The organism is Luteimonas sp. MC1750 (genome assembly GCF_016615955.1).
Classification (GTDB): domain Bacteria; phylum Pseudomonadota; class Gammaproteobacteria; order Xanthomonadales; family Xanthomonadaceae; genus Luteimonas.
The window spans coordinates 330,076-355,190 of record NZ_CP067113.1 but is presented as its reverse complement, the minus strand read 5'-3'; the positions used below and the strand labels follow the sequence as shown (position 1 = coordinate 355,190).

The 25,115-nt window shown below is 69.9% G+C and carries 23 protein-coding genes; 14 read left to right on the top strand and 9 right to left on the bottom strand.

What is annotated here, in order from left to right:
* Window positions 1–28: 28 nt before the first annotated feature.
* The 5 genes from JGR68_RS01720 to JGR68_RS01700 all read left to right on the top strand — a co-directional run bounded on the left by JGR68_RS01720 (window position 29) and on the right by JGR68_RS01700 (window position 4,849).
* Complete coding sequence (locus tag JGR68_RS01720; protein WP_199360113.1) at window positions 29–2,413, top strand: ribonucleoside-diphosphate reductase subunit alpha; 2,385 nt, start codon at window positions 29–31, stop codon at window positions 2,411–2,413.
* 145 nt (window positions 2,414–2,558) lie between these two features.
* Window positions 2,559–3,623: a ribonucleotide-diphosphate reductase subunit beta gene (locus JGR68_RS01715; protein WP_199360112.1), complete on the top strand. Its 1,065-nt coding sequence runs from the start codon at window positions 2,559–2,561 to the stop codon at window positions 3,621–3,623.
* A 2-nt stretch (window positions 3,624–3,625) separates the two neighbouring features.
* Entirely contained in the window at window positions 3,626–4,147 is a 522-nt protein-coding gene (locus JGR68_RS01710; RefSeq protein ID WP_199360111.1) for a flavodoxin, read from the top strand.
* Window positions 4,119–4,460, top strand: coding sequence for a thioredoxin family protein (locus JGR68_RS01705; protein ID WP_199360110.1), 342 nt, complete (start codon window positions 4,119–4,121; stop codon window positions 4,458–4,460). Before JGR68_RS01710 ends, JGR68_RS01705 begins: the two co-directional genes overlap by 29 nt.
* Complete coding sequence (locus JGR68_RS01700) at window positions 4,457–4,849, top strand: acyl-CoA thioesterase (RefSeq protein ID WP_199360109.1); 393 nt, start codon at window positions 4,457–4,459, stop codon at window positions 4,847–4,849. Before JGR68_RS01705 ends, JGR68_RS01700 begins: the two co-directional genes overlap by 4 nt.
* Window positions 4,850–4,876: 27 nt before the next feature.
* On the opposite strand, the gene glmS is transcribed toward JGR68_RS01700, so the two are convergent.
* Window positions 4,877–6,706 (bottom strand): glutamine--fructose-6-phosphate transaminase (isomerizing), encoded by a 1,830-nt coding sequence (gene glmS, locus JGR68_RS01695; protein ID WP_199360108.1) that lies wholly within the window; start codon window positions 6,704–6,706, stop codon window positions 4,877–4,879.
* Window positions 6,707–6,902: 196 nt separating this feature from the next.
* Here glmS and JGR68_RS01690 point away from each other — a divergent pair, with 196 nt between their 5' ends.
* Genes JGR68_RS01690 through JGR68_RS01660 form a run of 7 tightly spaced genes read left to right on the top strand, consistent with a single transcriptional unit; the run spans window position 6,903 to window position 14,432 of the window.
* Window positions 6,903–8,204 carry an efflux RND transporter periplasmic adaptor subunit gene (locus JGR68_RS01690; RefSeq protein ID WP_199360107.1) on the top strand — a complete coding sequence of 434 codons (1,302 nt, stop codon included), beginning with the start codon at window positions 6,903–6,905 and terminating at the stop codon, window positions 8,202–8,204.
* Between the two features lie 2 nt (window positions 8,205–8,206).
* Window positions 8,207–8,422 (top strand): hypothetical protein, encoded by a 216-nt coding sequence (locus JGR68_RS01685; protein ID WP_199360106.1) that lies wholly within the window; start codon window positions 8,207–8,209, stop codon window positions 8,420–8,422.
* A gap of 38 nt (window positions 8,423–8,460) precedes the next feature.
* Window positions 8,461–9,207, top strand: a complete 747-nt coding sequence (locus JGR68_RS01680) for an ABC transporter ATP-binding protein (RefSeq protein ID WP_199360851.1) — start codon at window positions 8,461–8,463, stop codon at window positions 9,205–9,207.
* A 10-nt stretch (window positions 9,208–9,217) separates the two neighbouring features.
* Window positions 9,218–10,516, top strand: a complete 1,299-nt coding sequence (locus JGR68_RS01675) for an ABC transporter permease (RefSeq protein WP_199360105.1) — start codon at window positions 9,218–9,220, stop codon at window positions 10,514–10,516.
* Window positions 10,517–10,532: 16 nt separating this feature from the next.
* Window positions 10,533–11,765: an FtsX-like permease family protein gene (locus JGR68_RS01670; RefSeq protein ID WP_199360104.1), complete on the top strand. Its 1,233-nt coding sequence runs from the start codon at window positions 10,533–10,535 to the stop codon at window positions 11,763–11,765.
* 10 nt (window positions 11,766–11,775) lie between these two features.
* A complete protein-coding gene (locus JGR68_RS01665; RefSeq protein ID WP_199360103.1) occupies window positions 11,776–13,122 on the top strand; it encodes a sigma-54 dependent transcriptional regulator in 1,347 nt (448 codons plus the stop codon).
* Complete coding sequence (locus tag JGR68_RS01660; protein WP_199360102.1) at window positions 13,122–14,432, top strand: ATP-binding protein; 1,311 nt, start codon at window positions 13,122–13,124, stop codon at window positions 14,430–14,432. The genes JGR68_RS01665 and JGR68_RS01660 overlap by 1 nt, the downstream gene beginning before the upstream one ends.
* A gap of 191 nt (window positions 14,433–14,623) precedes the next feature.
* Here the strand turns inward: JGR68_RS01660 and glmU are convergent, their stop codons facing one another.
* A complete protein-coding gene (glmU, locus tag JGR68_RS01655) occupies window positions 14,624–16,039 on the bottom strand; it encodes a bifunctional UDP-N-acetylglucosamine diphosphorylase/glucosamine-1-phosphate N-acetyltransferase GlmU (protein WP_199360101.1) in 1,416 nt (471 codons plus the stop codon).
* A 60-nt stretch (window positions 16,040–16,099) separates the two neighbouring features.
* On the opposite strand from glmU, the gene JGR68_RS01650 reads away from it, so the two are divergent.
* Both JGR68_RS01650 and JGR68_RS01645 read left to right on the top strand, forming a co-directional pair.
* On the top strand, window positions 16,100–18,166 hold the full coding sequence (locus JGR68_RS01650; RefSeq protein WP_199360100.1) for a hypothetical protein: 2,067 nt from the start codon (window positions 16,100–16,102) through the stop codon (window positions 18,164–18,166).
* On the top strand, window positions 18,163–18,546 hold the full coding sequence (locus tag JGR68_RS01645) for a GtrA family protein (RefSeq protein WP_199360099.1): 384 nt from the start codon (window positions 18,163–18,165) through the stop codon (window positions 18,544–18,546). The genes JGR68_RS01650 and JGR68_RS01645 overlap by 4 nt, the downstream gene beginning before the upstream one ends.
* Before the next feature lie 608 nt (window positions 18,547–19,154).
* Here JGR68_RS01645 and JGR68_RS01640 read toward each other — a convergent pair.
* From JGR68_RS01640 to atpE, 7 genes are all read right to left on the bottom strand, one after another.
* Window positions 19,155–19,577, bottom strand: a complete 423-nt coding sequence (locus JGR68_RS01640) for a F0F1 ATP synthase subunit epsilon (protein ID WP_199360098.1) — start codon at window positions 19,575–19,577, stop codon at window positions 19,155–19,157.
* Window positions 19,578–19,590: 13 nt separating this feature from the next.
* On the bottom strand, window positions 19,591–21,000 hold the full coding sequence (gene atpD / locus JGR68_RS01635) for a F0F1 ATP synthase subunit beta (protein ID WP_199360097.1): 1,410 nt from the start codon (window positions 20,998–21,000) through the stop codon (window positions 19,591–19,593).
* Window positions 21,001–21,103: 103 nt separating this feature from the next.
* Window positions 21,104–21,967, bottom strand: a complete 864-nt coding sequence (atpG, locus tag JGR68_RS01630; protein WP_199360096.1) for a F0F1 ATP synthase subunit gamma — start codon at window positions 21,965–21,967, stop codon at window positions 21,104–21,106.
* Window positions 21,968–22,049: 82 nt separating this feature from the next.
* Entirely contained in the window at window positions 22,050–23,600 is a 1,551-nt protein-coding gene (gene atpA / locus JGR68_RS01625) for a F0F1 ATP synthase subunit alpha (protein WP_199360095.1), read from the bottom strand.
* A gap of 91 nt (window positions 23,601–23,691) precedes the next feature.
* Window positions 23,692–24,219, bottom strand: coding sequence for a F0F1 ATP synthase subunit delta (locus JGR68_RS01620; protein ID WP_199360094.1), 528 nt, complete (start codon window positions 24,217–24,219; stop codon window positions 23,692–23,694).
* A 5-nt stretch (window positions 24,220–24,224) separates the two neighbouring features.
* Entirely contained in the window at window positions 24,225–24,695 is a 471-nt protein-coding gene (locus tag JGR68_RS01615; protein WP_199360093.1) for a F0F1 ATP synthase subunit B, read from the bottom strand.
* A 100-nt stretch (window positions 24,696–24,795) separates the two neighbouring features.
* The gene (gene atpE / locus JGR68_RS01610) at window positions 24,796–25,095 is read right to left on the bottom strand and encodes a F0F1 ATP synthase subunit C (protein WP_027070003.1); all 300 of its coding nucleotides are present in this window, start codon (window positions 25,093–25,095) and stop codon (window positions 24,796–24,798) included.
* Window positions 25,096–25,115: the final 20 nt, after the last annotated feature.

Below are 25,115 nucleotides of genomic sequence, written 5' to 3'. Positions count from 1 at the left end.
GCGGCGTGCGCATTCCACTGGAGGCCCCATGGGCAGCGACGACAGCGCCACCATCACCCCGACCGGCCTGGCCCCGGACCCTGCCCCCAGCGCCGCGCACCACGCCGCCGATGGCGTCTCGACCTGGATCACCAAGGAGGCGGGGAACCGCCGCCTTCCCTACGACCGGTCGCGCCTGGAGCGGGCCATCGGCCGCGTCCACGCGGAGTGCCCGCAGCTTGACGTCGCCGGCTACACGGCCGCGGTCTGCGGCTTCGTCGAGGGCAAGCAGGCGGTGAACGCCGATGACCTGGTGGACCACCTGATCCGCGAGGCCGAAGCGCGGGTGGACGTGGACGCACCGGAGTGGGAGATGTTCGCGGCGCGCCTGTACCTGCGCCGGCTCTACAAGCAGGCCGCCCGCAACCGGTTCTACGACGCAGCCGACCAGTACGGGTCCTACATCGGCCTGCAGGAGAGCCTGGCCGATCGCAACGTGTACTCGAACGACATCCTGCGCGCCTATTCCAAGGACGAGCTGGAAGAGGCCGGACGCATGATCGACCCGTCGCGCGACCGGCTGTTCACCTACAACGGGCTCTACCTGCTGGCCACGCGCTACCTCGCCACCGATGTCTCGCGCGCGGTCTACGAACTGCCGCAGGAGCGCTGGCTGACGATCGCGCTGTACCTGATGCAGGCCGAAGCGCCGCGCGAGCGCCGCATGCAGCTGGTGGGCGAGGCCTACTGGGCGCTGTCGAACCTCTACATGACCGTCGCAACGCCGACGCTGCAGAACGCCGGCAAGAACGGCGGCCAGCTGTCGAGCTGCTTCATCGACACCGTGGACGACTCGCTGCAGGGCATCTACGACTCCAATACCGACGTCGCGCGCGTGTCCAAGGGCGGCGGCGGCGTGGGCGCCTACATGGGCTACGTGCGCGCGTCCGGGTCCGCGATCCGCGGCGTGCCCAATTCCTCCGGCGGCGTGGTGCCCTGGATCAAGCAGCTCAACAACACGGCGGTATCCGTCGACCAGCTGGGCCAGCGGAAAGGCGCGGTGGCCGTGTATCTCGACGCCTGGCACCGCGACATCGAGGCCTTCCTCGACCTGCGGCTGAACAACGGCGACCAGCGCCTGCGCGCGCACGACGTGTTCACCGCCGTCTGCATCCCGGACATTTTCATGGAGGCCGTCGAGCGCCGCGGCGACTGGTACCTGTTCGATCCCCACGAGGTCCATCGCATCAAGGGCTGGTACCTGCAGGACAGCTACGACGAGACGCGCGGCGACGGCACGTTCCGCCAGCGGTATGCGGAAGTGGTCGCCGACGAGCGCATCAGCCGCCGGACGGTCAAGGCCATCGACATCTTCAAGCGGCTGATGGTGAGCCAGCTGGAGACCGGCAACCCCTTCATGTTCTACCGCGACGAGGTCAACCGCAGGAATCCCAACAAGCATGCCGGGATGGTGTACTCGTCCAACCTGTGCACCGAGATCCTGCAGAACATGAGTCCGACACGGCTCATGCAGGAAATCATCAGCGGCACCCAGATCGTCACCACGAAGCAGGCCGGCGACTTCGTGGTCTGCAACCTGTCGTCGATCAACCTCGGGCGCGCCATCCTGCCGCAGGACGACCAGGGCGACCTGATCACCGACGTGCTGGAGCGCCTGGTACCGATCCAGGTGCGCATGCTCGACAACGTGATCGATCTCAACCAGCTGCCTGTGCCGCAGGCGACGATCACCAACCGGAAGTACCGGGCCATCGGCCTTGGGACCTTCGGCTGGCACCATCTGCTGGCGCAGAAGGGCCTCCACTGGGATTCGGCCGAGGCCGAGGACTTCAGCGACGCGGTGTACGAACGCATCAACTTCCTGACCGTGCAGGCGTCGATGGCCCTGGCGCGGGAGAAGGGGGCCTACCCGGTGTTCCAGGGCAGCGACTGGCAGACCGGGCACTACTTCCGCGATCGCGGCTACACCAGCCCGCAGTGGCTGGAGCTGGCCGCCCAGGTGGCGACACACGGGCTGCGCAACGGCTGGCTGATGGCGGTGGCACCGAACATGTCGACGGCCCAGATCGCGGGCAGCACGGCCTCGATCGACCCGGTCTACTCCGCGTTCTACTACGAGGAAAAGAAGGACTACCGTCGGCCCGTCGCCGCGCCCGGCCTGTCGCTCGACACCTGGCCCTACTACGAGAAGGGCGCCTACCGGGTCGACCAGTTCGCAAGCGTCCGCCAGAACGCGCGGCGCCAGCGCCATGTCGACCAGGCGATCAGCTTCAACTTCTACGTGCCGTCGGGCATCCGCGCCTCGACCCTGCTCGAGCTGCACATGACCGCGTGGCGCGAAGGCCTGAAGACCACCTATTACGTCCGCTCGAACGACATCGATATCGCGGAGTGCGAATGGTGCAGCAGCTAGGCGCGCTCGCGCTTCGCCTCCGCGGTTCGCATGGCGAACCGTGGACCCTGCACCACCTTTGCCCCCACACCCCGCGCCTTCGGCGCCCCCTGACTCAGGGGGTTTTTCTCCATGCAGCCGGTCGCGATGGCCGGAAGGAAGCACCATGAACGCTGTTGCCGCACCCAGGACGTCCACGCCGCTCGAGCGCATCCGGATCCTCGAGCCGCGCCATCCGAACCGGTCGACCGGGATCATCAACGGCCGCACCAGCGGGATCCTCAACTGGAACGACATTCCCTATCCGTCGTTCTATCGCGCCTACAAGGAGCTTTCGACCAACTTCTGGATCCCGGACGAGGTCGACATGAAGGCCGACGCGCGCCAGTACGGCGAGCTCTCGGCGCGGGAGAAGAACGCGTACGACTCGATCATCGGCCTGCTGGCCACGCTCGACTCGCCGCAGACGCGCTTCATCTACAACGTGGCCGAGTACATCACCGACCCGGCCGCGCACGCCAACGCGGCGATCATCGGCCAGCAGGAGGTGATCCACAACGAAAGCTACAGCTACGTCCTGGCATCGATCACCGACCTCAACAACCAGAAGCGGATCTTCGAGATCGCCCGGACGCATCCGACGATCCGCAGGCGCAACGCGCCGATCATGGACGCCTACGACGACTTCATGCGCGAGAAGACGGCGGAGACGCTGCTGCGCGCGCTGATCCAGTCGTCGATCCTCGAAGGCATCAACTTCTATTCCGGCTTCGCCTATTTCTACAACCTGGTGCGCCAGAACCGGATGGCCGGCACCGGCAAGATCATCAGCTTCATCAACCGGGACGAGCTGGCCCACACCAAGTTCATCAGCGAGGTGATCCGCGCCATCGTCGGCGAGAACCCGGAGCTGCAGACCGACGAACTGACCGACTACGTGCACCGCGCCTTCGCCCATGCGATCGAACTCGAGGTGCAATGGACCGGCGAGGTCCTGGACGGCATCGACGGCATCAACGTGGACGAGATGATCCGCTACGTGCAGTACCGCGCCAACAAGATGGCCGGGATGCTGGGCATCGAGCGCATGTACCCCGACGCCACCGACAACGTGATGCCGTGGATCCGCGCCTACGCCGACAACTTCACCGAAACCAAGACCGACTTCTTCGAGATGCGCAACGCGTCGTACAAGAAGACCAACGCCGACAACGGCTTCGACGATCTCTGAGCATGCGCATCCTCGTCGCCCATGCCTCGCTGAGCGGCAATACCCGCGACCTCGCCCGCCGCGTGCGCGCGCGCTGCGAGGCACGGGGCCACCGCGTCACCTGGATCGAGACCGACCTCGAGGATATCGCGGCGGCCGGAGCGGACCCCCACCACGACCTGTACCTGCTCGGCGCCTGGACCGGCAACGGCGGCCGCACGCCGCCGGAGATGAAGCGGTTCATCGCCGGGCTCGTGGACGCTGTCGGCAAGCCGCCGCGGGTGGCGGCGTTCGGCACCGGCGAGACCCAGTGGGGCGCCGAGTACTACTGCGGCGCCGTGCGGCGGATGGCCGCGTTCTTCGCCAGCCCGTTCCCGCGGCTGGAGATCGAGCAGATGCCCCACGGCCAGCGCGACGCCGCCCGGATCGACGCCTGGACCGACCTGGTCATCGCGATGGCCGCGACCATCGCCGCCGACAACAGACCTTTCCTCCAGACCGAAGGCCTCCCGCCCCATGAAGATCCTGCACGCCACGTCGGCTGACGACGTCGACACCGCCATCGCCGCCCATCCCCGCCTGCTGGTCGACTGGTACAAAGACGACTGCCCCGGGTGCAGGATGCTCGACCGCTCACTCGCGGTCTTCGCGACCACCCCGGAGGCCCGGGGACTGGTGCTGCTCAAGGTCCGGCTGGAGGTGGTCGGCGAGGCCTGCTTCCGGGCGATGGGCCTGCGGCAGACACCCACGCTGTCGATCCATCGCGACGGCGCGGAAGCCACGCGCCTGCCCGGTTTCCAGTCGCCCGCGCAGCTCGCAGCGGCGACCGCTTCAGCCTGGGCGCCGGTGCCGGCATGAGCGACCACGCACTCCCCGCACCCACCGAGGCGCGCCTGCAGGAGATGGTCTTCCCTGACCACGCCAACCACCTGGGCACCCTGTTCGGCGGCCAGGCACTGGCCTGGATGGACAAGGCCGCCTTCATCGCCGCCTCGCGCTACGCGCGGCGCACGGTCGTGACCGCGCGCTCGGACCAGGTGGATTTCCGCCTGCCGATCCGCCAGGGCCAGCTGGTGGACATCACCGCCACCGTCGTCGAGGTCGGCCGCAGCTCGATGCAGGTGGACGTGGCCCTGGTGGCGGAAGACCTGCTCACCGGCCACCGCGTGCCGTGCACGCGGGGCCGCTTCACCATGATCGCGCTGGATGCGGAGGGCCGGCCCGCCTCCGTGCAGCCGCTGGGCTGAACCGGAGCGCGGCGGCGCGGCGCCGGGCTATTCGACGGTCACGCTCTTGGCGAGGTTGCGCGGCTTGTCGACGTCGGTGCCGCGGGCCAGCGCCACGTGGTAGGCCAGCATCTGCACCGGGATGGTGTGCACGATCGGGCTCAGCACGCCGACGTGGCGCTCGGTGCGGATCACGTGCACGCCCTCGCTCTCGCTGAAGTTGCTGTCGGCGTCGGTGAACACGAACAGCTCGCCGCCGCGGGCGCGGACTTCCTGCATGTTCGACTTCACCTTTTCCAGCAGGCTGTCGTTGGGCGCGATCACCACCACCGGCATGTCGTCGTCGACCAGGGCCAGCGGGCCGTGCTTGAGCTCGCCGGCCGGATAGGCCTCGGCGTGGATGTAGGAGATTTCCTTGAGCTTGAGCGCGCCTTCCAGCGCGATCGGGTAGTGCACGCCGCGGCCCAGGAACAGCGCGTGTTCCTTGGGCGTGAAGTGCTCGGCCCACATCGCGATCTGCGGCTCGAGGTTCAGCGCGTGCTGCACGCTGCCCGGCAGGTGGCGCAGGGCCTCGATGTATTCGGCTTCCTGCGCTTCCGGCAGGCGGCCATTGAGCTTGGCCAGCGTCGCCGCGAGCGCGAACAGGCCGACCAGCTGGGTGGTGAAGGCCTTGGTCGAGGCGACGCCGATCTCGGCGCCGGCGCGGGTGTAGAACACCAGCCGGCTGGCGCGCGGGATCGCGCTTTCCAGCACGTTGCAGATCGAGAGCGTGAGGTCGTGGCCCAGTGACTTGGCGTACTTCAGCGCCTCCATCGTGTCGAGGGTTTCGCCCGACTGCGAGATCGTCACGATCAGGTGCTTCGGGTTGGCCACCGCGGTGCGGTAACGGTATTCGCTGGCGATCTCGACGCTGCAGGGCAGCCCGCTGATCGCCTCGATCCAGTAGCGGGCCACGGAGCCCGCATAGAAACTGGTGCCGCAGGCGAGGATCTGCACGCCTTCGACCTGGCCCAGCACCGCGTCGCCGTCCGCCCCGAACAGGGTCGGCTCGAAGCCGCCGGCGTCGATGATCGCTTCCATCGTGTCGCCCAGCGCGCGCGGCTGCTCGTGGATCTCCTTCTGCATGAAGTGGCGGTAGGGCCCCAGCTCCAGCGACGACAGCGAGACGTCGGACAGGTGCTCCTCGCGCAGCACCGGCTGGTCGTCGGCGCCGAAGATGCGCACCGCGCCGCGGGTGATCTCGGCGGTGTCGCCTTCTTCGAGGAAGATCACCCGGCGCGTGGCCTGCAGGATCGCCGACACGTCGGAGGCGACGAAGTTCTCGCCCTCGCCCAGGCCAACCAGCAGCGGGCAGCCCATGCGCGCCACCACCATGCGGTCGGGCTCCTTGCGGCTCACCACCGCCAGCGCATAGGCGCCGTGCAGTTCCTTGACCGTGCGCTGCAGCGCGGCCAGCAGGTCGTCGCCGTCCTGCAGGTAGTGGTGGATCAGGTGCGCGATGACCTCGGTGTCGGTCTGCGACTCGAAGGCGTAGCCGAGTCCCTTCAGGCGCTCGCGCTGCTCCTCGTGGTTTTCGATGATGCCGTTGTGCACCAGCGCGACGCCGTGGCTGACGTGCGGGTGCGCGTTGGACTCGGTGACGCCGCCATGGGTCGCCCAGCGCGTGTGGCCGATGCCCAGCGTGGCCGCGAAGCCCTCGCTGCCGGCCGCGCCCTCCATCTCGGCCACGCGCCCGGTGCGGCGCACGCGGCGGATGTCCGTGCCGTCGATGACGGCGATGCCGGCGGAATCGTAGCCGCGGTATTCGAGACGCTTGAGTCCTTCGATCAGGACCGGAACCACATCGCGATCCGCGATCGCACCGACGATGCCGCACATGTCTATAGGACGCCTTGGTTGGGGACGACACAGTGTAACGGCGAAAGCCCGCGGGGCCGTCCGGGCGGACAGGCGCGGTGTCCGGGCGGACACCCGGACACTCCCACCAAAACCTTTCATTTCAATGGCTTGTGGTTGGCACGCGGCTTGCGTACTACAGGTCGGAACCCTTGACCCGACCGCATCCGGACACCCCATGGAAACAAGCCGCGCCCGCATCCGCGACACCTCCGCCCAGGACCGCTCCCCGGCTTCGGCGCCGCCCGCGCGCCGCCGCCTGCGCGATCCGCGGATCGTGGCCGGCCTCGGTGCGGCCGTGGTGCTCGGGCTCGCGGCCTGGGTCGCGGTGGGCTGGAGCAGCGGTGGCCGGTCCTACGACGATTCGCGCATCCGCATCGCCGAAGTGGTCCGCGGCGACCTGGTCCGGGACATTTCCGCCGACGGCCGCGTGATCGCCGCCAACAGCCCGACCCTGTACGCCATCGCCGGCGGCACGGTGACCCTGAAGGTGGTGGCCGGCGACGCGGTGGAGAAGGGCCAGGAGCTGGCGGTGATCGACAGCCCCGAGCTGCGCAGCCGCCTGGTGCAGGAGGAGTCGACCCTGGCCAGCCTGCAGGGCGAGGCCAACCGCGCCATGCTCGACGCGCGCCTCACCCGCTCCGACGCGCAGAAGCTGCTCGACCAGGCTCTGATCGACGAAGTGGCCGCCGGGCGCGACGTGGAGCGCTACAAGCGCGCCTTCGAGGGCGGCGCGGTCTCGCGCAACGACTACGACCGCGCGCTCGACGGATTGAAGAAGGCCGAGATCGGCGTCGCCTCGGCACGCCAGGATTTCGCCCTCCAGGGCCAGGGCGCCGGCATCGACGCCAGCAACAAGCGCCTCCTGGCCGAACGCCAGGCGGCGGTGGTCGAGGAGCTGCGCCGCCAGGTCGACGCGTTGACCCTGCGCGCGCCCTTCGACGGCCAGGTCGGCCAGGTGCAGATCGCCCAGGGCACCAACGTCGCGGCCAACGCGCCGGTGCTGGGCGTGGTCGACCTGTCGCAGTTCGAGGTCGAGATCAAGGTGCCCGAGAGCTTCGCCCGCGACCTCGGCATCGGCATGCCGGCCCAGGTGGCCAGCGTCGGCAAGCAGTGGCCGGCCGAGATCTCGGCGGTGTCGCCGGAAGTCGTCAACGGCGAGGTCAACGCCCGCTTGCGCTTCGCCGACGGCAACCAGCCGCCGGGACTGCGGCAGAACCAGCGGCTGTCGGCGCGCATCGTACTGGACACCCGCCAGGACGTGCTGATGGTCGAGCGTGGCCCCTTCCTCGAGCAGGAGGGCGGCAACTTCGCCTACGTCGTCGCCGGCGGCAGTGCCCAGCGGCGGCCGATCCAGGCCGGTGCCTCGAGCCTGTCCGCGGTCGAGATCGTGTCGGGGCTGCAGGCCGGCGAACGCATCGTCGTGTCGGGCAGCGACCAGTTCCAGCAGGCGGACCGCGTCCGCATCTCCGGAGAATGACCATGCAAGCCACCCACGGATTCCCCCACGTCGTCCACTGGGATTCCTTCCAGCTGGCCGACGCGGTCCCGCGACGCCTGAGCGAGCTCTACCACTTCGAGCTCGACCGCAACGACGCCTCGATCGCGTCCCCCGCCAACGGCGACGCGCACCGCGCGCGCGCGCCGCGCCCCTACCTCCCGTCCTCGTCCCTGCCCGCCCGGTTCCAGGTCGACTGATGGACGCCACCGCCACCACCGCACAGGGAAGCAACGCCATGCTGGACATGCGCCAGGTCACCAAGGTCTACCGCACCGAACTGGTCGAGACGCACGCGCTGCGTTCGCTCGACCTCCGCGTCGGCGAAGGCGAGTTCGTCGCCGTCACCGGGCCGTCGGGCTCGGGCAAGACGACCTTCCTCAACATCGCGGGCCTGCTGGAGACCTTCACCGGCGGCGAGTTCCACCTCGACGGCGAGGACGTGCGCGGGCTGTCCGACAACCAGCGCAGCCGCCTGCGCAACCAGAAGATCGGCTTCATCTTCCAGGGCTTCAACCTGATCCCGGACCTCAACCTGTTCGACAACGTCGACGTGCCGTTGCGCTATCGCGGCATGCCCGCCAACGAGCGCAAGCTGCGCATCGAGGACGCGCTGGGCATGGTCGGCCTGGGCTCGCGCATGAAGCACTTCCCGGCCGAGCTCTCGGGCGGCCAGCAGCAGCGCGCCGCGATCGCGCGCGCCATCGCCGGCAGCCCGCGCCTGCTGCTCGCCGACGAACCCACCGGCAACCTCGACACGCAGATGGCGCGCAGCGTCCTCGAGCTGCTCGAGGACATCAACCAGCAGGGCACGACCATCGTGATGGTCACCCACGACCCCGAGCTGGCCGCGCGCGCGCACCGCAACGTCCACATCGTCGATGGCATGGCCACCGACCTGTCGGTCGAGCCGAGCCTGACCCGGGCGTCGCGCGCGGGCCGCATCGAGGCCGAATCCCGCACCCGCGCCGCCTCCGGCGCCTGAGGAGCATCCCATGCTCGCCTACTACTCCAGGCTCGCCCTGCGCAGCTTCCGCCGCAACAAGGTGCTGACCGCGCTGATGGTGCTGGCGATCGCGCTCGGCATCGGTGCCTGCATGACCACGCTCACCGTGTTCCGGGTGCTGTCCGGGGATCCGATCCCGGAGAAGAGCGACCGCCTGTTCTACGTGCAGCTCGACCCCGCCTCGCTGCGTGGGTTCACGCCGGGCGAGGAGCCGTCGGCGCAGGTGACGCGCTTCGACGCCGAGACCCTGCTGCAGGAGAAGCGCGGCCTGCGCCAGGCGATGATGACCGGCGGCGCGGTGTCGATCACGCCCGACAAGGCCGACCTGCCGCCGTTCTATTCGGATGCGCGCTACGCCACCGCGGACTTCTTTCCGATGTTCGCCGCGCCCTTCCTCCACGGCACCGGCTGGAGCGCGGCCGACGACGTGGCCAACGCGCGCGTGGCGGTGATCTCGAAGTCGCTCAACGACCGCGTGTTCGGCGGCGCCAACAGCGTCGGCCGCTCGCTGGTGATCGGCGGCGGAGAGTTCCGCATCGCCGGCGTGCTCGAGGACTGGCGGCCGACGCCTCGCTTCTACGACATGAACACCGACCGCTACGGCGAGCTCGAGGACGTCTTCCTGCCGTTCTCCACCTCGCGCCAGCTCGACTTCGGGCGCAGCGGCAGCATGGACTGCTGGGGCGACTCCGCCGACGAGACCGCGCTCAACGCACCCTGCGTCTGGATCCAGTACTGGGTCGAACTCGAGGACGCGTCGCAGGCCGCCGACTACAAGGCCTACCTCGACAACTACTCGGCGCAGCAGAAGGCCGCCGGCCGTTTCGAGCGCGCGCCCAACGTGCGCCTGCGCAGCGTCATGGAGTGGCTGGAGTTCAACCGCGTGGTGCCGCGCGACGTGATGATGCAGCTCTGGCTCGGCTTCGGCTTCCTGCTGGTCTGCCTGCTCAACACCGTGGGCCTGCTGCTGGCCAAGTTCCTGCGCCGCAGCGGCGAGATCGGCGTGCGCCGCGCGCTCGGCGCCTCGCGCACCGAGATCTTCAAGCAGTGCCTGGTCGAGGCCGGCGCCGTCGGCCTGGCCGGCGGCATCCTCGGCCTGGGCATGGCCCTGCTGGGGCTGTGGGCGGTGCGGCAGCAGCCGTCGAGCTATGCCGAGCTCGCGCACCTGGACCTGCCGATGCTGCTGTTGACCTTCGTGCTTGCCGTGGCCGCCAGCATCATCGCCGGCCTCCTCCCCGCGTGGCGCGCCATGGAAGTGACGCCCGCGATCCAGCTCAAGTCGCAGTGACCCCGAGGAACGCCTGATGGACATCCGACCGATCCTTTCCACCCTGCTGCGGCACAAGACCGCCGCCGCGCTGATCGTCCTCGAGATCGCGCTGACCTGCGCCATCATCTGCAACGCGCTGTTCATGGTCGGCGAGCGCCTGACCCAGATGCGCCAGCCCAGCGGGATCGCGGTCGACGAGCTGGTGCGCATCCAGATCATCCCCGTGGGCAACGACGCCGACGCGGCGGCCCAGACGCGCTCCGACCTGCAGATGCTGCGCAGCCTGCCCGGCGTGCAGGGTGCGACCACCACCAACCAGGTGCCGTTCGTGAACTCGTCCTGGAACTCGGGCGTGAACCTGCAGCCGGAACAGCAGCAGCCGACCGTCGTGGCGACGACCTACATGGGCGACGACCACTTCCTCGACACTTTCGGCATCGAGCTGGTGGCGGGCCGCTACTTCACCCCTGACGAACTCATCCCCAACGATGCCCTGAGCGATCCGGAGCAGGAGGTCACCATCCCCGGCGTCGTGGTCACCCGGACCCTGGCCGAACGGCTGTTCCCCGGCCAGGACCCGCTGGGCAAGCCGATCTACGTCTGGGGCGACAAGCCGGTCAGCATCATCGGCGTCGTCGCGCACCTGATCCGGCCCGGCAGCATGGGCGGTCCGGAAGGCAGCCAGTACTCGCTGGTCATGCCGGTGCGCGCCAACTACGACCTCGGCGGCCAGTACATCGTCCGCACCGCGCCCGAGCGGCGCCAGGAGATCCTCGAGAGCGCCAGCAAGGCCCTGCGCGCCAACGGCCCCAAGCGGATCATCATCGAGGACAACACCAAGACCTTCCGCGAGCTGCGCGACGCGTACTACCAGCAGCAGCGCTCGATGGTCTGGCTGCTGGGCATCGTCTGCGTGGCGCTGCTGCTGATCACCGCGCTCGGCATCGTCGGCCTGGCCAGCTTCTGGGTGCAGCAGCGCAGCAAGCAGATCGGCATCCGCCGGGCGCTGGGCGCGACCCGCGGCCAGATCCTGCGCTATTTCCAGACCGAGAACTTCATCCTGGCGACGATCGGCATCGTGATCGGCATGCTGCTGGCCTTCGGCATCAACCAGCTGCTGATGGGACGCTACGAGCTGCCCAGGCTGCCCCTGGTGTACCTGCCGGTGGGCGCGCTGGCGCTGTGGCTGCTGGGCCAGCTGGCGGTGCTGGGGCCGGCGCGGCGCGCGGCCGCGGTGCCGCCGGCGGTGGCGACCCGGAGCGTATGATCCCGGACCGATGCCTACCGTCCTGATCATCGACGACAACCCCGCCGTCGCGACCGCGCTGGAGCTGCTGTTCTCGCTGCATGACATCGACGCGGTGGCCGCGCAGTCGCCGGAACAGGGACTGGCGCGGCTGCGCGGGGGCGGCATCGACCTGGTGGTACAGGACATGAACTTCCACGTCGACACCACGTCGGGCGAGGAAGGCATCGCGCTCTTCCACGCCATCCGCGCGCAGGAGCCCGACCTGCCGGTGATCCTGCTCACCGCGTGGACCCACCTCGAGTCGGCGGTGGACCTGGTCAAGGCCGGGGCCGCCGACTACCTCGGCAAGCCCTGGGACGACCGCAGGCTGCTGGCGACGGTCAACAACCTGCTGGAGCTGTCCGAGGCGCGGCGCGAACTGGCGCGGCACCGCAGCGGCGAGCGGCGGCGGCGCGACGCGCTGTCGCGCGGCCACGACCTGCGCGGCGTGGTCTATGCCGATCCCGCCAGCGAGCGACTGCTGTCGCTGGCCTGCCAGGTCGCGCGCTCCGAGCTGCCGGTGCTGGTGACCGGGCCGAACGGATCGGGCAAGGAGAAGGTGGCCGAGATCGTGCACGCGAATTCGATGGCCAAGGACGGGCCGTTCGTGGCGCTCAACTGCGGCGCGCTGCCCGGTGAGCTGATCGAGGCCGAGCTGTTCGGCGCGGAGGCCGGCGCCTATACCGGCGCGGGCAAGGCGCGCGAGGGCAAGTTCGAAGCCGCCGACGGCGGAACGCTGTTCCTCGACGAGATCGGCAACCTGCCGGCGGCCGGGCAGATGAAGCTGCTGCGCGTGCTCGAGACCGGGCGCTTCGCGCGACTGGGCGGCAACCGCGAGCGCCAGGTGCGCGTGCGCGTGGTCAGCGCGACCAATGCCGATCTCGCGGTGATGATCCGCGACGGCCGCTTCCGCGAAGACCTGTACTACCGCCTCAACGCGGTGGAGCTGAAGCTCCTGCCGTTGGCCGACCGGCCGGACGACATCCTGCCGCTGGCGCGCCACTTTCTCCCGGCCGGGAAGCAGCTGTCGGCCGACGCCGGGCGCGCCCTGCTCCGCCATGGCTGGCCCGGCAACGTGCGCGAACTGCGCAACGTCGTGCAGCGCGCGGCGCTGCTGTCGGCCGGCGACGTGATCGCAGGCGATGCGCTTGGCCTGCCAGCGTCGCCCGCGGCGCCGTCGACGACGGTGCCCGCGGCCGACGAACCCGACCGCGCCGCGATCGAAGCCGCGCTCGCGCGCCACGGCGGCGTGCTGGCGCAGGCGGCGCAGGAGCTCGGACTGTCGCGGCAGGCGCTGTACCGGCGCCTCGACCGCCTCGGGATCCGGCGCGACTGATGCCGCGCCGGCCGAGGCTGCCGCTGAGCGTCTCGTTCACGGCGCTCGCGCTGGCCTACATGGCGATCGCCACCGCGCTGGGGCTGATGCTGGAATCCTGGCTGGCCTCGCGCTGGCTTGCGCTGCCGATCGCCATCGCCCTGCCCCTGCCACTGCTGCTGTACCACGTCAGGCGGCTACTCGCGCCGGCCCATTCGCTGTTCCGCGCGCTGGCCGGCAGCGTCGCGAGCTACCGCGACGGCGACTACAGCTTCGGCCTGTCGTGGGAAGGCGGCGGCGAGCTCGGCAACCTGGTCGCCAGCCATCGCGCCCTGGGCGACACCCTGCGCGAGCAGCGCCTGCGCCTGGTGCAGCGCGAGCTCCTGCTCGACACCATGGTGCAGAACACGCCGGTGGCGATGCTGCTGGTCGATCCCGGCGGCCACGTGGTGCTCGGCAACCTGGCGGCGCGCAAGCTGCTCGGTGACGGCCACAGGCTGGAGGGGGTCTCGTTCCCGGAACTCCTCGAGCGCGTGCCCGAAGCGATGCGCGAGGCCTTCGCCCGCGGCGGCGACGGCATGTTCACCGTCGGCAGCGACGACGACGAGGACATCTACCACCTGTCGCGCCGGCTGTTCCGGCTCAACGGCCGCCGCCACGAGCTGCTGCTGCTGCGCCAGCTCACCGCCGAACTGCGCCGCCAGGAAGTGCAGGTCTGGAAGAAGGTGATCCGGGTGATCAGCCACGAGCTCAACAACTCGCTGGCGCCGATCGCCTCGCTGGCGCATTCGGGCGGCGAACTGCTGCGGCGCGGCCAGTACGAACGGCTGCCGGCCGCGCTGGCCACGATCGAGGAGCGCGCGCGCCACCTCGAGGGCTTCATCCGCGACTACGCGCGCTTCGCCAAGCTGCCCTCGCCGCGGCTCGAGGCGCTGGAATGGCGCAGCTTCCTCGAGCGGCTGCGCAGCCAGGTCGACTTCGGCATCGAAGGCCACGTCGAGGGCCACGTGCGCGCCGACGCCGCGCAGCTGGAGCAGGCGCTGCTGAACCTGTTGAAGAACGCGCACGAGTCGGGCTCCGCCGCGGGCGACGTGCGCCTGGGCCTGCGCCGGCTGCCGGATGCCTGGCGCGTCGACGTGCTGGACCGCGGCAGCGGCATGAACGAGCCGGTGCTGGCCAACGCGCTGCTGCCGTTCTATTCCACCAAGCGCCACGGCACCGGCCTGGGGCTGGCGCTCAGCCGCGAGATCGCCGAGGCCCACGGCGGCCGCATCGCGCTGGCGAACCGCGAAGACGGCGGGCTGTGCGTGACGCTGGTGTTGCCCGCCTGAGGCGCGCACTCCCCACACACGCACCGCACCAGCGGCGCTCCGGCGCTCCGGCGCTCCGCGCGCGCCGCGCGGACTGCGCGGGCTGCGCCCTGTAGGAGCGGCTATAGCCGCGATCCGGTGTCCCGCCATCGCGGCTATAGCCGCTCCTACAGTGGCCCCGGTGCCGCGGCCCCGGTCCCGCGGCCCCGGGATCAGGCCGGCTGCTTCGGCTGCTTTGTCGGGCGCTGCCAGCCATCGATGCTCAGCTGCCGTCCGCGGGCGATCGTCAGCCTGCCGTCCGGCGCGTCGCTGGTGATCACCGAACCTGCGCCGATCGTGGCATCGCGCCCGATGGTCACCGGCGCCACCAGCGAAGCGTTCGAGCCGATGAAGGCGCCATCGGCGATCGTCGTGGTCGACTTGTTGGCGCCATCGTAGTTGCAGGTGATGGTGCCGGCGCCGATGTTCACCCCGGCACCGATGTCGGCGTCGCCGAGATAGCTCAGGTGGTTGGCCTTGCTGCCGACGCCGAGCGCGGCGTTCTTGGTCTCGACGAAGTTGCCGATATGCACGCCGTCGGCGAGCACCGTGCCCGGGCGCAGGCGCGCGAACGGCCCCACCTGCGCGGCGCCCTCGATGGTGGCCCCTTCGATGTCGCAGTGCGCGCGCACGACGGTCCCGGCACCCAGCTCGGCGTCGCGGATCCGGCAGAAGGGCCCGATGCGCACGCCGTCGCCCAGCACGACGCGACCTTCCAGCACGACGTCGACGTCGATCTCGACGTCGCGGCCCACCACCACCTCGCCGCGGATGTCGACCCGCGCCGGATCGGCGAAGCGCGCGCCGTCGGCGCAGAGCGCGCGCACGCGCCGCTGCTGCATCGCGCGTTCGAGCTGGGAGAGCTGCCAGGGATCGTTCGCGCCCTCGGTTTCCACCGGGTCGTCGACCAGCACCATCTCGGCCGCGCTGTACTCGGCCGCGGCCATCGAGAAGATGTCGGTCAGGTAGTACTCGCCCTGCGCGTTGTCGCTGGACAGGCGCTGCAGCCAGTTCTTCAGCGCCGTGGACTCGACCGCCAGCACGCCGGTGTTGACGATGTTGATCCGGCGCTGCTCGGCGTCGGCGTCCTTTTCCTCGACGATCGCGCCGACGTTGCCCTGCGGGTCGCGCACCACGCGCCCGTAGCCGCGCGGGTTCTCGAGTTCGGCCACCAGCACCGCGATCCGCCCGCCGGCCGCGAGCAGGCGGCGCAGCGTCGCCGCGGTGATCAGCGGCACGTCGCCGTAGAGCACCAGCACCTGCGCGCCATCGGGCACGTCGGGCATCGCCTCGCGCACCGCATGGCCGGTGCCAAGCTGGCTCGCCTGCTCGACCCAGTTAATGTCGGAGCGGTGCCGGTAGGCCTCGCGCACCTGGTCGCCGCCGTGGCCGTAGACCACGTGGATCGCCGCCGGCGAGAGCTCGCGGGCGGCGGCGAGCACGTGCGACAGCATCGGCTTGCCGGCGATCTTCTGCAGCACCTTGGGCATCGCGGACTTCATCCGCTTGCCTTCGCCGGCGGCGAGGATGACGACGTGCAGGTCGCCGGGCGCGGCGGTGGCGGAAGCGGTTTCGGGGGTCGCGGGCATGGCCTGTCCTGTTGCTTGATCGCGGCCATTCTAGTGCGACCCTCTGCTAGCATGCGCGCGATGTCGCAGGGCCCTCATCCGCAGCCCGTGTCCGTCGCCACGCCCACGTTCAGAGCCGATGCCCGCTGGCCGGCCGTGGTGCTGTGGGCGGGCGGCGTCGCCTGTCTTGCCGGCATCCTCGGCCATGGACTGCCCGCCGAATGGGTGCCTGCGCGCAGCGTCGCCCTGCTGGTCATCGCGCTTGGCGCAGCCGGGATCGCCCGGATCCTCCACCGCGTCCGCGGACTCGCGCCCGCGCATGGGCTGGCCATCGCCTGGCTGCTGGCGCTGGCGTGGCTGGGGGGGCCGCTGCCGATGCTGGCGGTGGCACTCGTCGCCCTCGCCGCGATCGCCACGGGCAGCCTGCTGTTGCCGCGCGCGGACGCCGCCGCCCAGTGCGTGACCGGCCTGGCGCTGGTCGCAGGACTGGCGGGCTGGCTGCTGCCGCTGCCGGTGCACACGCGCGGGAGCTGGCTGGCCGTCGCGTTGGTGCTGGTCGTCTGGCGGCACCGCGCCCTGCAGGCGTCGCTGCGCACCGCGCTGGCGCAGTGGCGCGACACGGTTGCCGCGGCGCCGCGGCCCGCCACGCTGGCGGTCATGCTGCTGGGACTGGCCGCCACCGGCTGCTGGGTTCCCACCGCGCAGCAGGACGACGTCGCCTACCACCTGCTGCTGCCGTGGTCGCTGCAGCTCGACGGCCGCCTGGCCATGGATCCCGACGTCCACGTCTGGGCGCTGGCGCCCTGGGCCGCCGACGTGCTGCAGGCAATCCCGCAGCTGATCGCCGGCGCGGAAGCACGCGGCGCGCTCAACGCACTCTGGCTGCTGCTGTGCGCATGTGCGCTGTGGCGCCTGGCCGGCGCGCTTGGCGGCGACCGGCGCGCCCGCGCGTGGACGGTGGCGCTGTTCGGCAGCCTGCCGCTGACCGCGGTGCTCGCCATGGGCATGCAGACCGAGCTGCCCACCGCCGCGCTGCTGTGCTGGGCGGCGCTGCCGGGATGCACGGCCCCGTCGCGCAGGACCCTGCTGGCCGCGTGCGCGCTGACGGGAATGCTTGCGGCCACCAAGCTGGTCGCGTTCGGCTTCGCGATGCTGCTGCTGCCGTGGCTGGCCTGGCGCCATCGCAGCGTGCTCGACGCGCGCAGCGTGGCCGCGGGCCTGGGCCTGCTGCTCGCCATCGGCGGCAGCAGCTATGCGTACGCCTGGGCGATCGCGGGCAACCCGGTGCTGCCGCTGATGAACGACCTCTTCGGCTCGCCCTGGTTCGGCGGCGACTTCGTCGACGAACGCTGGCACAAGGGCTTCGGTCCGACGCTGCCGTGGCGCATGACCTTCCAGACGCCCGACTACCTCGAAGCCCATGCCGGCGGCGGCGGCTTCGTGCTGGTGGCGCTCGGCGGGGCGTGGCTGCTCGCGCTGGCGCGGCGCCGGACGCGTGCGCTGGCCGCGCTCGCGCTGCTGATGCTGGCGCTGCCGCTGCTGGCGACCCAGTACCTGCGCTACGCCTATCCCGCGATGGTGCTGGCGCTTCCGCCGCTGGTGGTCGCGGCGTTCGCGTCCGCGCCCCGCAGCGGCCATGTGGTGGTCGTCGCCACCTGCATCGCCAACCTGCTGTTCCAGGCCAATGGGCACTGGATGCTGCGCACCGGCGCGGTAAAGGAAAGCCTCGTCGCCCTGGGCCGCGACGCGCCGCTGCTGGCGGAATACGCGCCCGAGCGGCTGCTCGCCCAGGCGGTGCGCGAGCGCTGGAGTGCGGAAGGCGGACCATCGGGCAACCTGCTCGTCCTCGACCTCGACACGCCGATGCTCGCCGAGATGGCCTCGCGCGCACGCGCCCCCTCCTGGTACGACCCCTCGCTCGCCGCCGCGGCAAACATCGCCGATGCCGACGCCAGCGGCGCGGCCTGGGTGGCGCTCTGGCAGCGCGAAGGCATCGCCGAGCTTGTGCTGCACGCGGAGCGCCTGCCTGCGCCACGTCGCGCCGCCCTGCGGCTGGCGGGTGCGCGCCACGAAGCCACGGTCGAGGGCATCGAATGGTGGCGCCTGCCGCGGCCCGACGCGCCGGCGCCCGGAGCCATCGCGCCGTGAGCCTCGGCCGCCAGGGATCGAGCTACGTGCTGATCGGCTGCGTGCAGTGGCTGCTCGACTGGGGCGTCATGGTGCTGCTCAGCCACCTCGGCCTGCGCATCGGCCTAGCCAACGTCGCCGGCCGCATCTGCGGGGCGCTTCTCGGCTTCTGGGCCAACGGCAAGATCACCTTCGCCGGCGACGGGCGCGGGCTCGGGCGCCGGCAGCTGCTGCGCTTCGTGGTCATCTGGCTGGTGCTGACCCTGCTGAGCACGGTCGCGATCGAAGCCATCGACGACATCCTCGGCCGCAAGTGGGCCTGGCTCGCGAAGCCCCTCGTGGAAGTGGGTCTCGGCGTGCTCGGCTTCATCGCCTCGCGGCACTGGATCTACCGGCGCTGAGCCTCGGCCGGGCCGGGCCGGCGCCGGTTCTGGCCTGCGCCTGCACGTCGGCAGGTTGCGGAACGCCGTGCGGCGCGGCGCTTGGCGGGGCGCTTGGCGGGACGTTTGGCGGTGCTGCGATGCGATGCCTGCTGCCGCTCATGTCCCCCGTCTCCGACCTGCGGCCGGAGCCTCCTCCTTGACTTCCCGTCAGCAGGCATCGCACCGCAGTCCGGATCGGTTCGGCCGCTGGCCGCTGGCCGCTGGTCGCTGGTCGCTGGGCGCTGGGCGCTGGGCGCAGGGCGCAGGGCGCAGGGCGCAGGGCGCAGGGCAGATGATCGGCGAGGCACGCGGCTTTGGCTATTGTGCGGCGCACCCGCGGCCCTGCATCGCTTTGGCTCTTCCGCGGAGCGCCCGCAGCCCTGCATCGCTTTGGCGCGTGGCCTGCTGACGGGAAGTCAAGGAGGAGATGCCGGCCCGGTGGGCCGGCATCGGGGGACATGAGCGGCAGCAGGCCATGCGTCAAAGCGCCGCAGCGCTGCACAAAGCTTTGCCCCCACGCCGGAGAAGAACCAAAAGAAAAGCCCCGCGCGATGGCGGGGCTTTCCGGAGACCGCTGGTGATGCCGCTCAGTGCTTGAGGTTCTTGCGCAGGCGCTCCAGCGCCTGCAGCTGCGCCGCGACTTCGGCCATCTTCTGCTGCGCCTCGGCGATGTCCATCGCCTCGCCGCGGCCGGCGAGCACGCGCTCGGCCTCTTCCTTGGCCTTGCGCACCTTTTCCTCGTCGATCTCGTCGGCGCGGATCGCGGTGTCGGCCAGGATCGTCACCACCTGCGGCTGCACCTCGAGGATGCCGCCGCTGATGGCGAAGTCGAGCTTCTCGCCGTTGGCCTGCGTCACGACGACCTTGCCGGGCTTGAGCCGCGTGATCAGCGGCGCGTGGCGCGGCGCGATGCCGAGTTCGCCGACTTCACCGGTGACGACCACCAGGGTGGCCTCGCCGCGGAAGATCTCGGCCTCGGCGCTGACGATGTCGCAACGGATGGTGGTCATGTCCCTGCCTTTCTCAAGCCTTCTCGGCCATCTTCGCGGCCTTCTCGACCGCCTCGTCGATGCCGCCGACCATGTAGAACGCCTGCTCCGGCAGGTGGTCGTACTCGCCGTCCACGATGCCCTTGAAGCCGCGGATGGTTTCCTTCAGCGGCACGTACTTGCCCGGCGAGCCGGTGAACACCTCGGCCACGTGGAAGGGCTGCGAGAAGAAGCGCTCGATCTTGCGCGCGCGCGACACGGCCTGCTTGTCCTCTTCCGACAGCTCGTCCATGCCCAGGATCGCGATGATGTCCTTGAGCTCCTTGTACTTCTGCAGCGTCGACTGGACCTTGCGCGCGGTGTCGTAGTGCTCGGCACCGATCACGTTCGGGTCGAGCAGGCGGCTGGTGGAGTCCAGCGGATCGACCGCCGGGTAGATGCCCAGCGAAGCGATGTTGCGGCTCAGCACGACGGTGGCGTCGAGGTGGGCGAAGGTGGTCGCCGGCGACGGGTCGGTCAGGTCGTCCGCGGGCACGTACACGGCCTGCACGGAGGTGATCGAGCCGGACTTCGTCGAGGTGATGCGCTCCTGCAGCACGCCCATTTCCTCGGCCAGGGTCGGCTGGTAGCCCACTGCCGACGGCATGCGGCCCAGCAGCGCCGACACTTCGGTACCGGCCAGCGTGTAGCGGTAGATGTTGTCGACGAACAGCAGCACGTCCTTGCCCTTGCCCGACGCGTCCTTCTCGTCGCGGAAGTACTCGGCCATGGTCAGGCCGGTCAGCGCCACACGGAGACGATTACCCGGCGGCTCGTTCATCTGGCCGTAGACCATCGCCACCTTGTCGAGGACGTTGGAGTCCTTCATCTCGTGGTAGAAGTCGTTGCCCTCGCGGGTCCGCTCACCGACGCCTGCGAACACCGACAGGCCTTCGTGCGCCTTGGCGATGTTGTTGATGAGTTCCATCATGTTCACGGTCTTGCCGACGCCGGCGCCGCCGAACAGGCCGACCTTGCCGCCCTTCGCGAACGGGCACATCAGGTCGATGACCTTGATACCGGTTTCCAGCAGCTCGGCGGAGGACGACTGGTCCTCGTACGACGGCGCCGCGCGGTGGATTTCCCAGTGCGCCGAGGCGTCGACCGGACCGGCCTCGTCGATCGGGCGGCCCAGCACGTCCATGATGCGACCGAGCGTACCGGCGCCCACGGGCACCACGATGCCGGTGCCGGTGTTCGTGGCGATCAGGTTCCGCTTCAGGCCGTCGGTCGAACCGAGCGCAATCGCGCGCACGATGCCGTCGCCGAGCTGCTGCTGCACTTCGAGGGTGATCTCGGTGCCTTCGACCTTCAGTGCGTCGTACACCTTCGGCACTTCGCTGCGCGGGAATTCCACGTCGACGACCGCGCCGATGATCTGAACGATCTTGCCCTGGTTGCTCATTGCCTGGTCCTCTGAAACTTGCTGTGTTCTTTCGTTGTGGGAGCGGCCATGGCCGCGATTCTTCGGGACCGGGCCGTCGGGCCCCTCCCACATGCTGTCTGGATCAGACCGCCGCCGCGCCGCCGACGATCTCGGAGATTTCCTGGGTGATCGCCGCCTGCCGGGCCTTGTTGTAGACCAGGTTCAGCGTGTCGATCAGCTTGTTCGCGTTGTCGCTCGCGGCCTTCATCGCGACCATGCGCGCGGCGTGCTCGGAGGCGATGTTCTCCATCACCGCCTGGTACACCAGCGACTCGATGTAGCGGGTCAGCACGTGCTCGAGCACGGTCTGCGCGTCGGGCTCGTACAGGTAGTCCCAGTCATGGGTCACCAGCTTCTCGTCCGACGGCGGCAGCGGCAGCAGCTGGTCGAAGGCGGCCCGCTGGGTCATCGTGTTCACGAAGTCGTTGTAGACCATGAACACGCGGTCCAGGCGACCCTCGGTGTAGCCGTCCAGCATCACCTTGACGATGCCGACCAGCTGGTCGACCTCGGGGGTGTCACCCAGGTGGGTGACGCTCGCCAGCATCCCGACCTTGAGGCGGCGGAAGAACACCGTCGCCTTCTGGCCGATGGTGACCACGTCGACCTCGACGCCCTTCTCCTGCCACTGGCGGATCTCGCCCAGCAGCTTGCGGAACAGGTTGTTGTTGAGGCCGCCGGCCAGGCCGCGGTCGGACGACACGATCACGTAGCCGACGCGCTTGACCTCGGCCCGCTCCACCAGGAACGGATGCTGGAAATCGGTGTTCGCCTGCGCGAGGTGGCCGATCATCTGCTTCATCGCGCGGGCGTAGGGGCGCGAGGCCTTCATCCGCTCCTGCGCCTTGCGGATCTTCGAGGCCGAGACCATCTCGAGCGCGCGCGTCACCTTGCGGGTGTTCTGCACGCTCTTGATCTTGGTTTTGATTTCTCTGCCGCCGGCCATGTCTTCGCTCGCTCTGCTTGCTTCGGGGTTCTGGTCAGGGGATCCGGCGACCGGGGTCAGGCGACCCCGGTGCCCGGTCCCGTCACCAGGAGCCGGTCGCCTTGAAGTCTTCGATGCCCTTGCGGAACGCGGCTTCGATCTCGTCGTTCCAGCCGCCGCTGGCGTTGATCTTCGAGACCAGCTCGCCGGCGGTGTTGTCGAAGTGCGCGTGCAGGCCATCCTCGAAGGCGCCGATCTTGCTCACCGGCACGTCGTCGAGGTAGCCCTCGTTGACCGCGTAGATCGACACGGCCTGGTGGGCGATCGACATCGGCTGGTACTGCTTCTGCTTCATCAGCTCGGTGACGCGCTGGCCACGCTCGAGCTGCTTGCGGGTGGCGTCGTCGAGGTCCGAGGCGAACTGCGCGAACGCAGCCAGCTCACGGTACTGCGCCAGCGAGATGCGGATGCCGCCCGACAGCTTCTTGATGATCTTGGTCTGCGCCGAACCACCCACGCGCGACACCGAGATGCCGGCGTTCACGGCCGGGCGGATGCCGGCGTTGAACAGGTCGGTCTCGAGGAAGATCTGGCCGTCGGTGATCGAGATCACGTTGGTCGGCACGAACGCCGACACGTCGCCGGCCTGGGTCTCGATGATCGGCAGCGCGGTCAGCGAACCGGTCTTGCCGGTGACCTTGCCCTCGGTGAACTTCTCGACGTAGTCCTCGGACACGCGCGCGGCGCGCTCGAGCAGGCGGCTGTGCAGGTAGAACACGTCACCCGGATACGCCTCGCGGCCCGGCGGGCGGCGCAGCAGCAGCGAGATCTGGCGGTAGGCCACGGCCTGCTTGGACAGGTCGTCGTAGACGATCAGCGCGTCTTCGCCGCGGTCCATGAAGTACTCGCCCATGGTGCAGCCGGCGTAGGCGCTGATGTACTGCATCGCGGCCGACTCGGACGCCGTGGCGGCGACCACGATCGTGTGCGCCAGGGCGCCGTTCTCCTCGAGCTTGCGCACGATGTTGGCGACGGTCGAGGCCTTCTGGCCGATCGCCACGTACACGCACTTGATGCCCGTGCCCTTCTGGTTGATCACGGCGTCGATGGCCATCGCGGTCTTGCCGGTCTGGCGGTCGCCGATGATCAGCTCGCGCTGGCCGCGGCCGATCGGGATCATGGCGTCGACCGACTTGTAGCCGGTCTGCACCGGCTGGTCGACCGACTTGCGCCAGATGACGCCCGGGGCCACGCGCTCGACCGGCGCGGTCAGCGACGCGGTGATCGGACCCTTGCCGTCGATCGGCTCGCCGAGCGCGTTGACCACGCGGCCCAGCAGCTCGGGACCCACCGGCACTTCGAGGATGCGGCCGGTGGTCTTGGCCACGTCGCCCTCGCGCAGGTGCTCGTAGTCACCCAGGACCACGGCGCCGACGGAGTCGCGCTCGAGGTTCAGGGCGAGCGCGAACGTGTCGTTCGGCAGCTCGATCATTTCGCCCTGCATCACGTCGGCCAGGCCGTAGATGCGCACGATGCCGTCGGACACGGAGGTGACCGTGCCCTCGTTGCGCGCCTCGGCGGCCAGCTTGACCTTCTCGATGCGGCTCTTGATCAGTTCGCTGATTTCAGAGGGGTTGAGCTGGGTGCTTGCCATTTCCGGTTCCTCGGTGCGCGCCAGCGGTGGTGGTGCGCGGTAAGTGGATCTTGTGGTGGCGCCGCGGCGGGATGGCCGCGGCGCCCTGTGCTTACTGGCTCAGCGCCGACTGCAGGCGCGCGAGCTTGCCGCGCAGCGAGCCGTCGATGACGACATCCCCCGCGCTGATGATGGCGCCGCCGATGAGCGCGGGATCGACCGCGGTCTCGACCTCGACCGCGGCACCGAAGCGGCGCTCCAGCGCGGCACGGATGCCGGCCATCTCGGACTCCGACAGCTCCGCGGCGGAGGTCACCGTGGCGCGCACGACGTTCTCGGCCTCGGCGCGCAGGTCCTCGTAGAGGCCGGCGATCTCGGGCAGCTGGGCCAGGCGGCCATTGGTCGCCAGCAGCGCGAGGAAATCGCGCTGTCCAGCGTCCGCGCCGTCGATGGCCAGCAGCTCGACGGCGTCGGCATCGGCCAGCGAGGGGTGGCCCAGCAGCGGCGCGACGCGCGGATCGGCCGCGACGCGGGCGGAGAACGCCAGCGCCTTCGACCAGCCCGCGAAATCGCCGCGGTCGCGCGCGATGCCGAAGGCGGCGCGGGCGTAGGGACGGGCGAGGGTGATCTCCTGGCTCATCGGGCTCAGATCTCCGCGGCGAGTTCGTCGAGCAGCGCCTTGTGGGCGCTGGCGTCGATCTCACGCTTCAGCAGCTTCTCCGCGCCGGTGACGGCGAGCGCGGACACCTGGCGGCGCAGGTCCTCGCGGGCACGATTGGCCGAGGCCTCGATCTCCGCGTCGAACATGGCCTTCTGCCGGATGGCCTCGGTCTGCGCTTCCACGCGCGCGGCGTCGACGATCTGGTTGGCGCGCTGGTGCGCCTGGTCGATGATCTCGTTGGCCTTGCTGCGCGCGGCCTTGAGCTCCTCGTTCGCCGTGTCCTGGGCCTGCGCAAGCGCGCGCTGGCTGTTGTCGGCGGCGGCGAGGCCCTCGGCGATCTTCTGCTGGCGCTCCTCGATGGCCTTGAGCAGCGGCGGCCAGACGAAGGTGGCGATCAGCCAGATCAGCGCAGCGAACGAAAGCGCCTGGGCGATCAGGGTGAGATTGATGTTCATGGCAGTGCCTGTCGTGGTGGTCGGGGCATGCGGGGCGCATGCCGGCCTTGCTGCGGGGCCCGGGCGGCGGATGCCGCCCGTACCGTGCGCGGCGAGGCGATCAGCCGGCCAGTCGCGCCAGCTGCTCGGTCCACGGACCGATGAACGGGCTGGCGAAGGCGAACAGCAGGCCGACGGCGACCGAGATGATGAACGCGGCGTCGATCAGGCCGGCGGTGATGAACATGCGGACCTGCAGCACCGGGATCAGCTCCGGCTGGCGCGCGGCCGACTCGAGGAACTTGCCCGACATGATGGCGAGGCCGAGACCGGCGCCGAGCGCGGCGAGGCCGATCATGATGCCGATACCGAGGGCGGTCGAGGCCTGGACCTGGGCAAGCGTGGCGAGGATGGTTTCCATGGTGATCTCCGGGCGTGGTG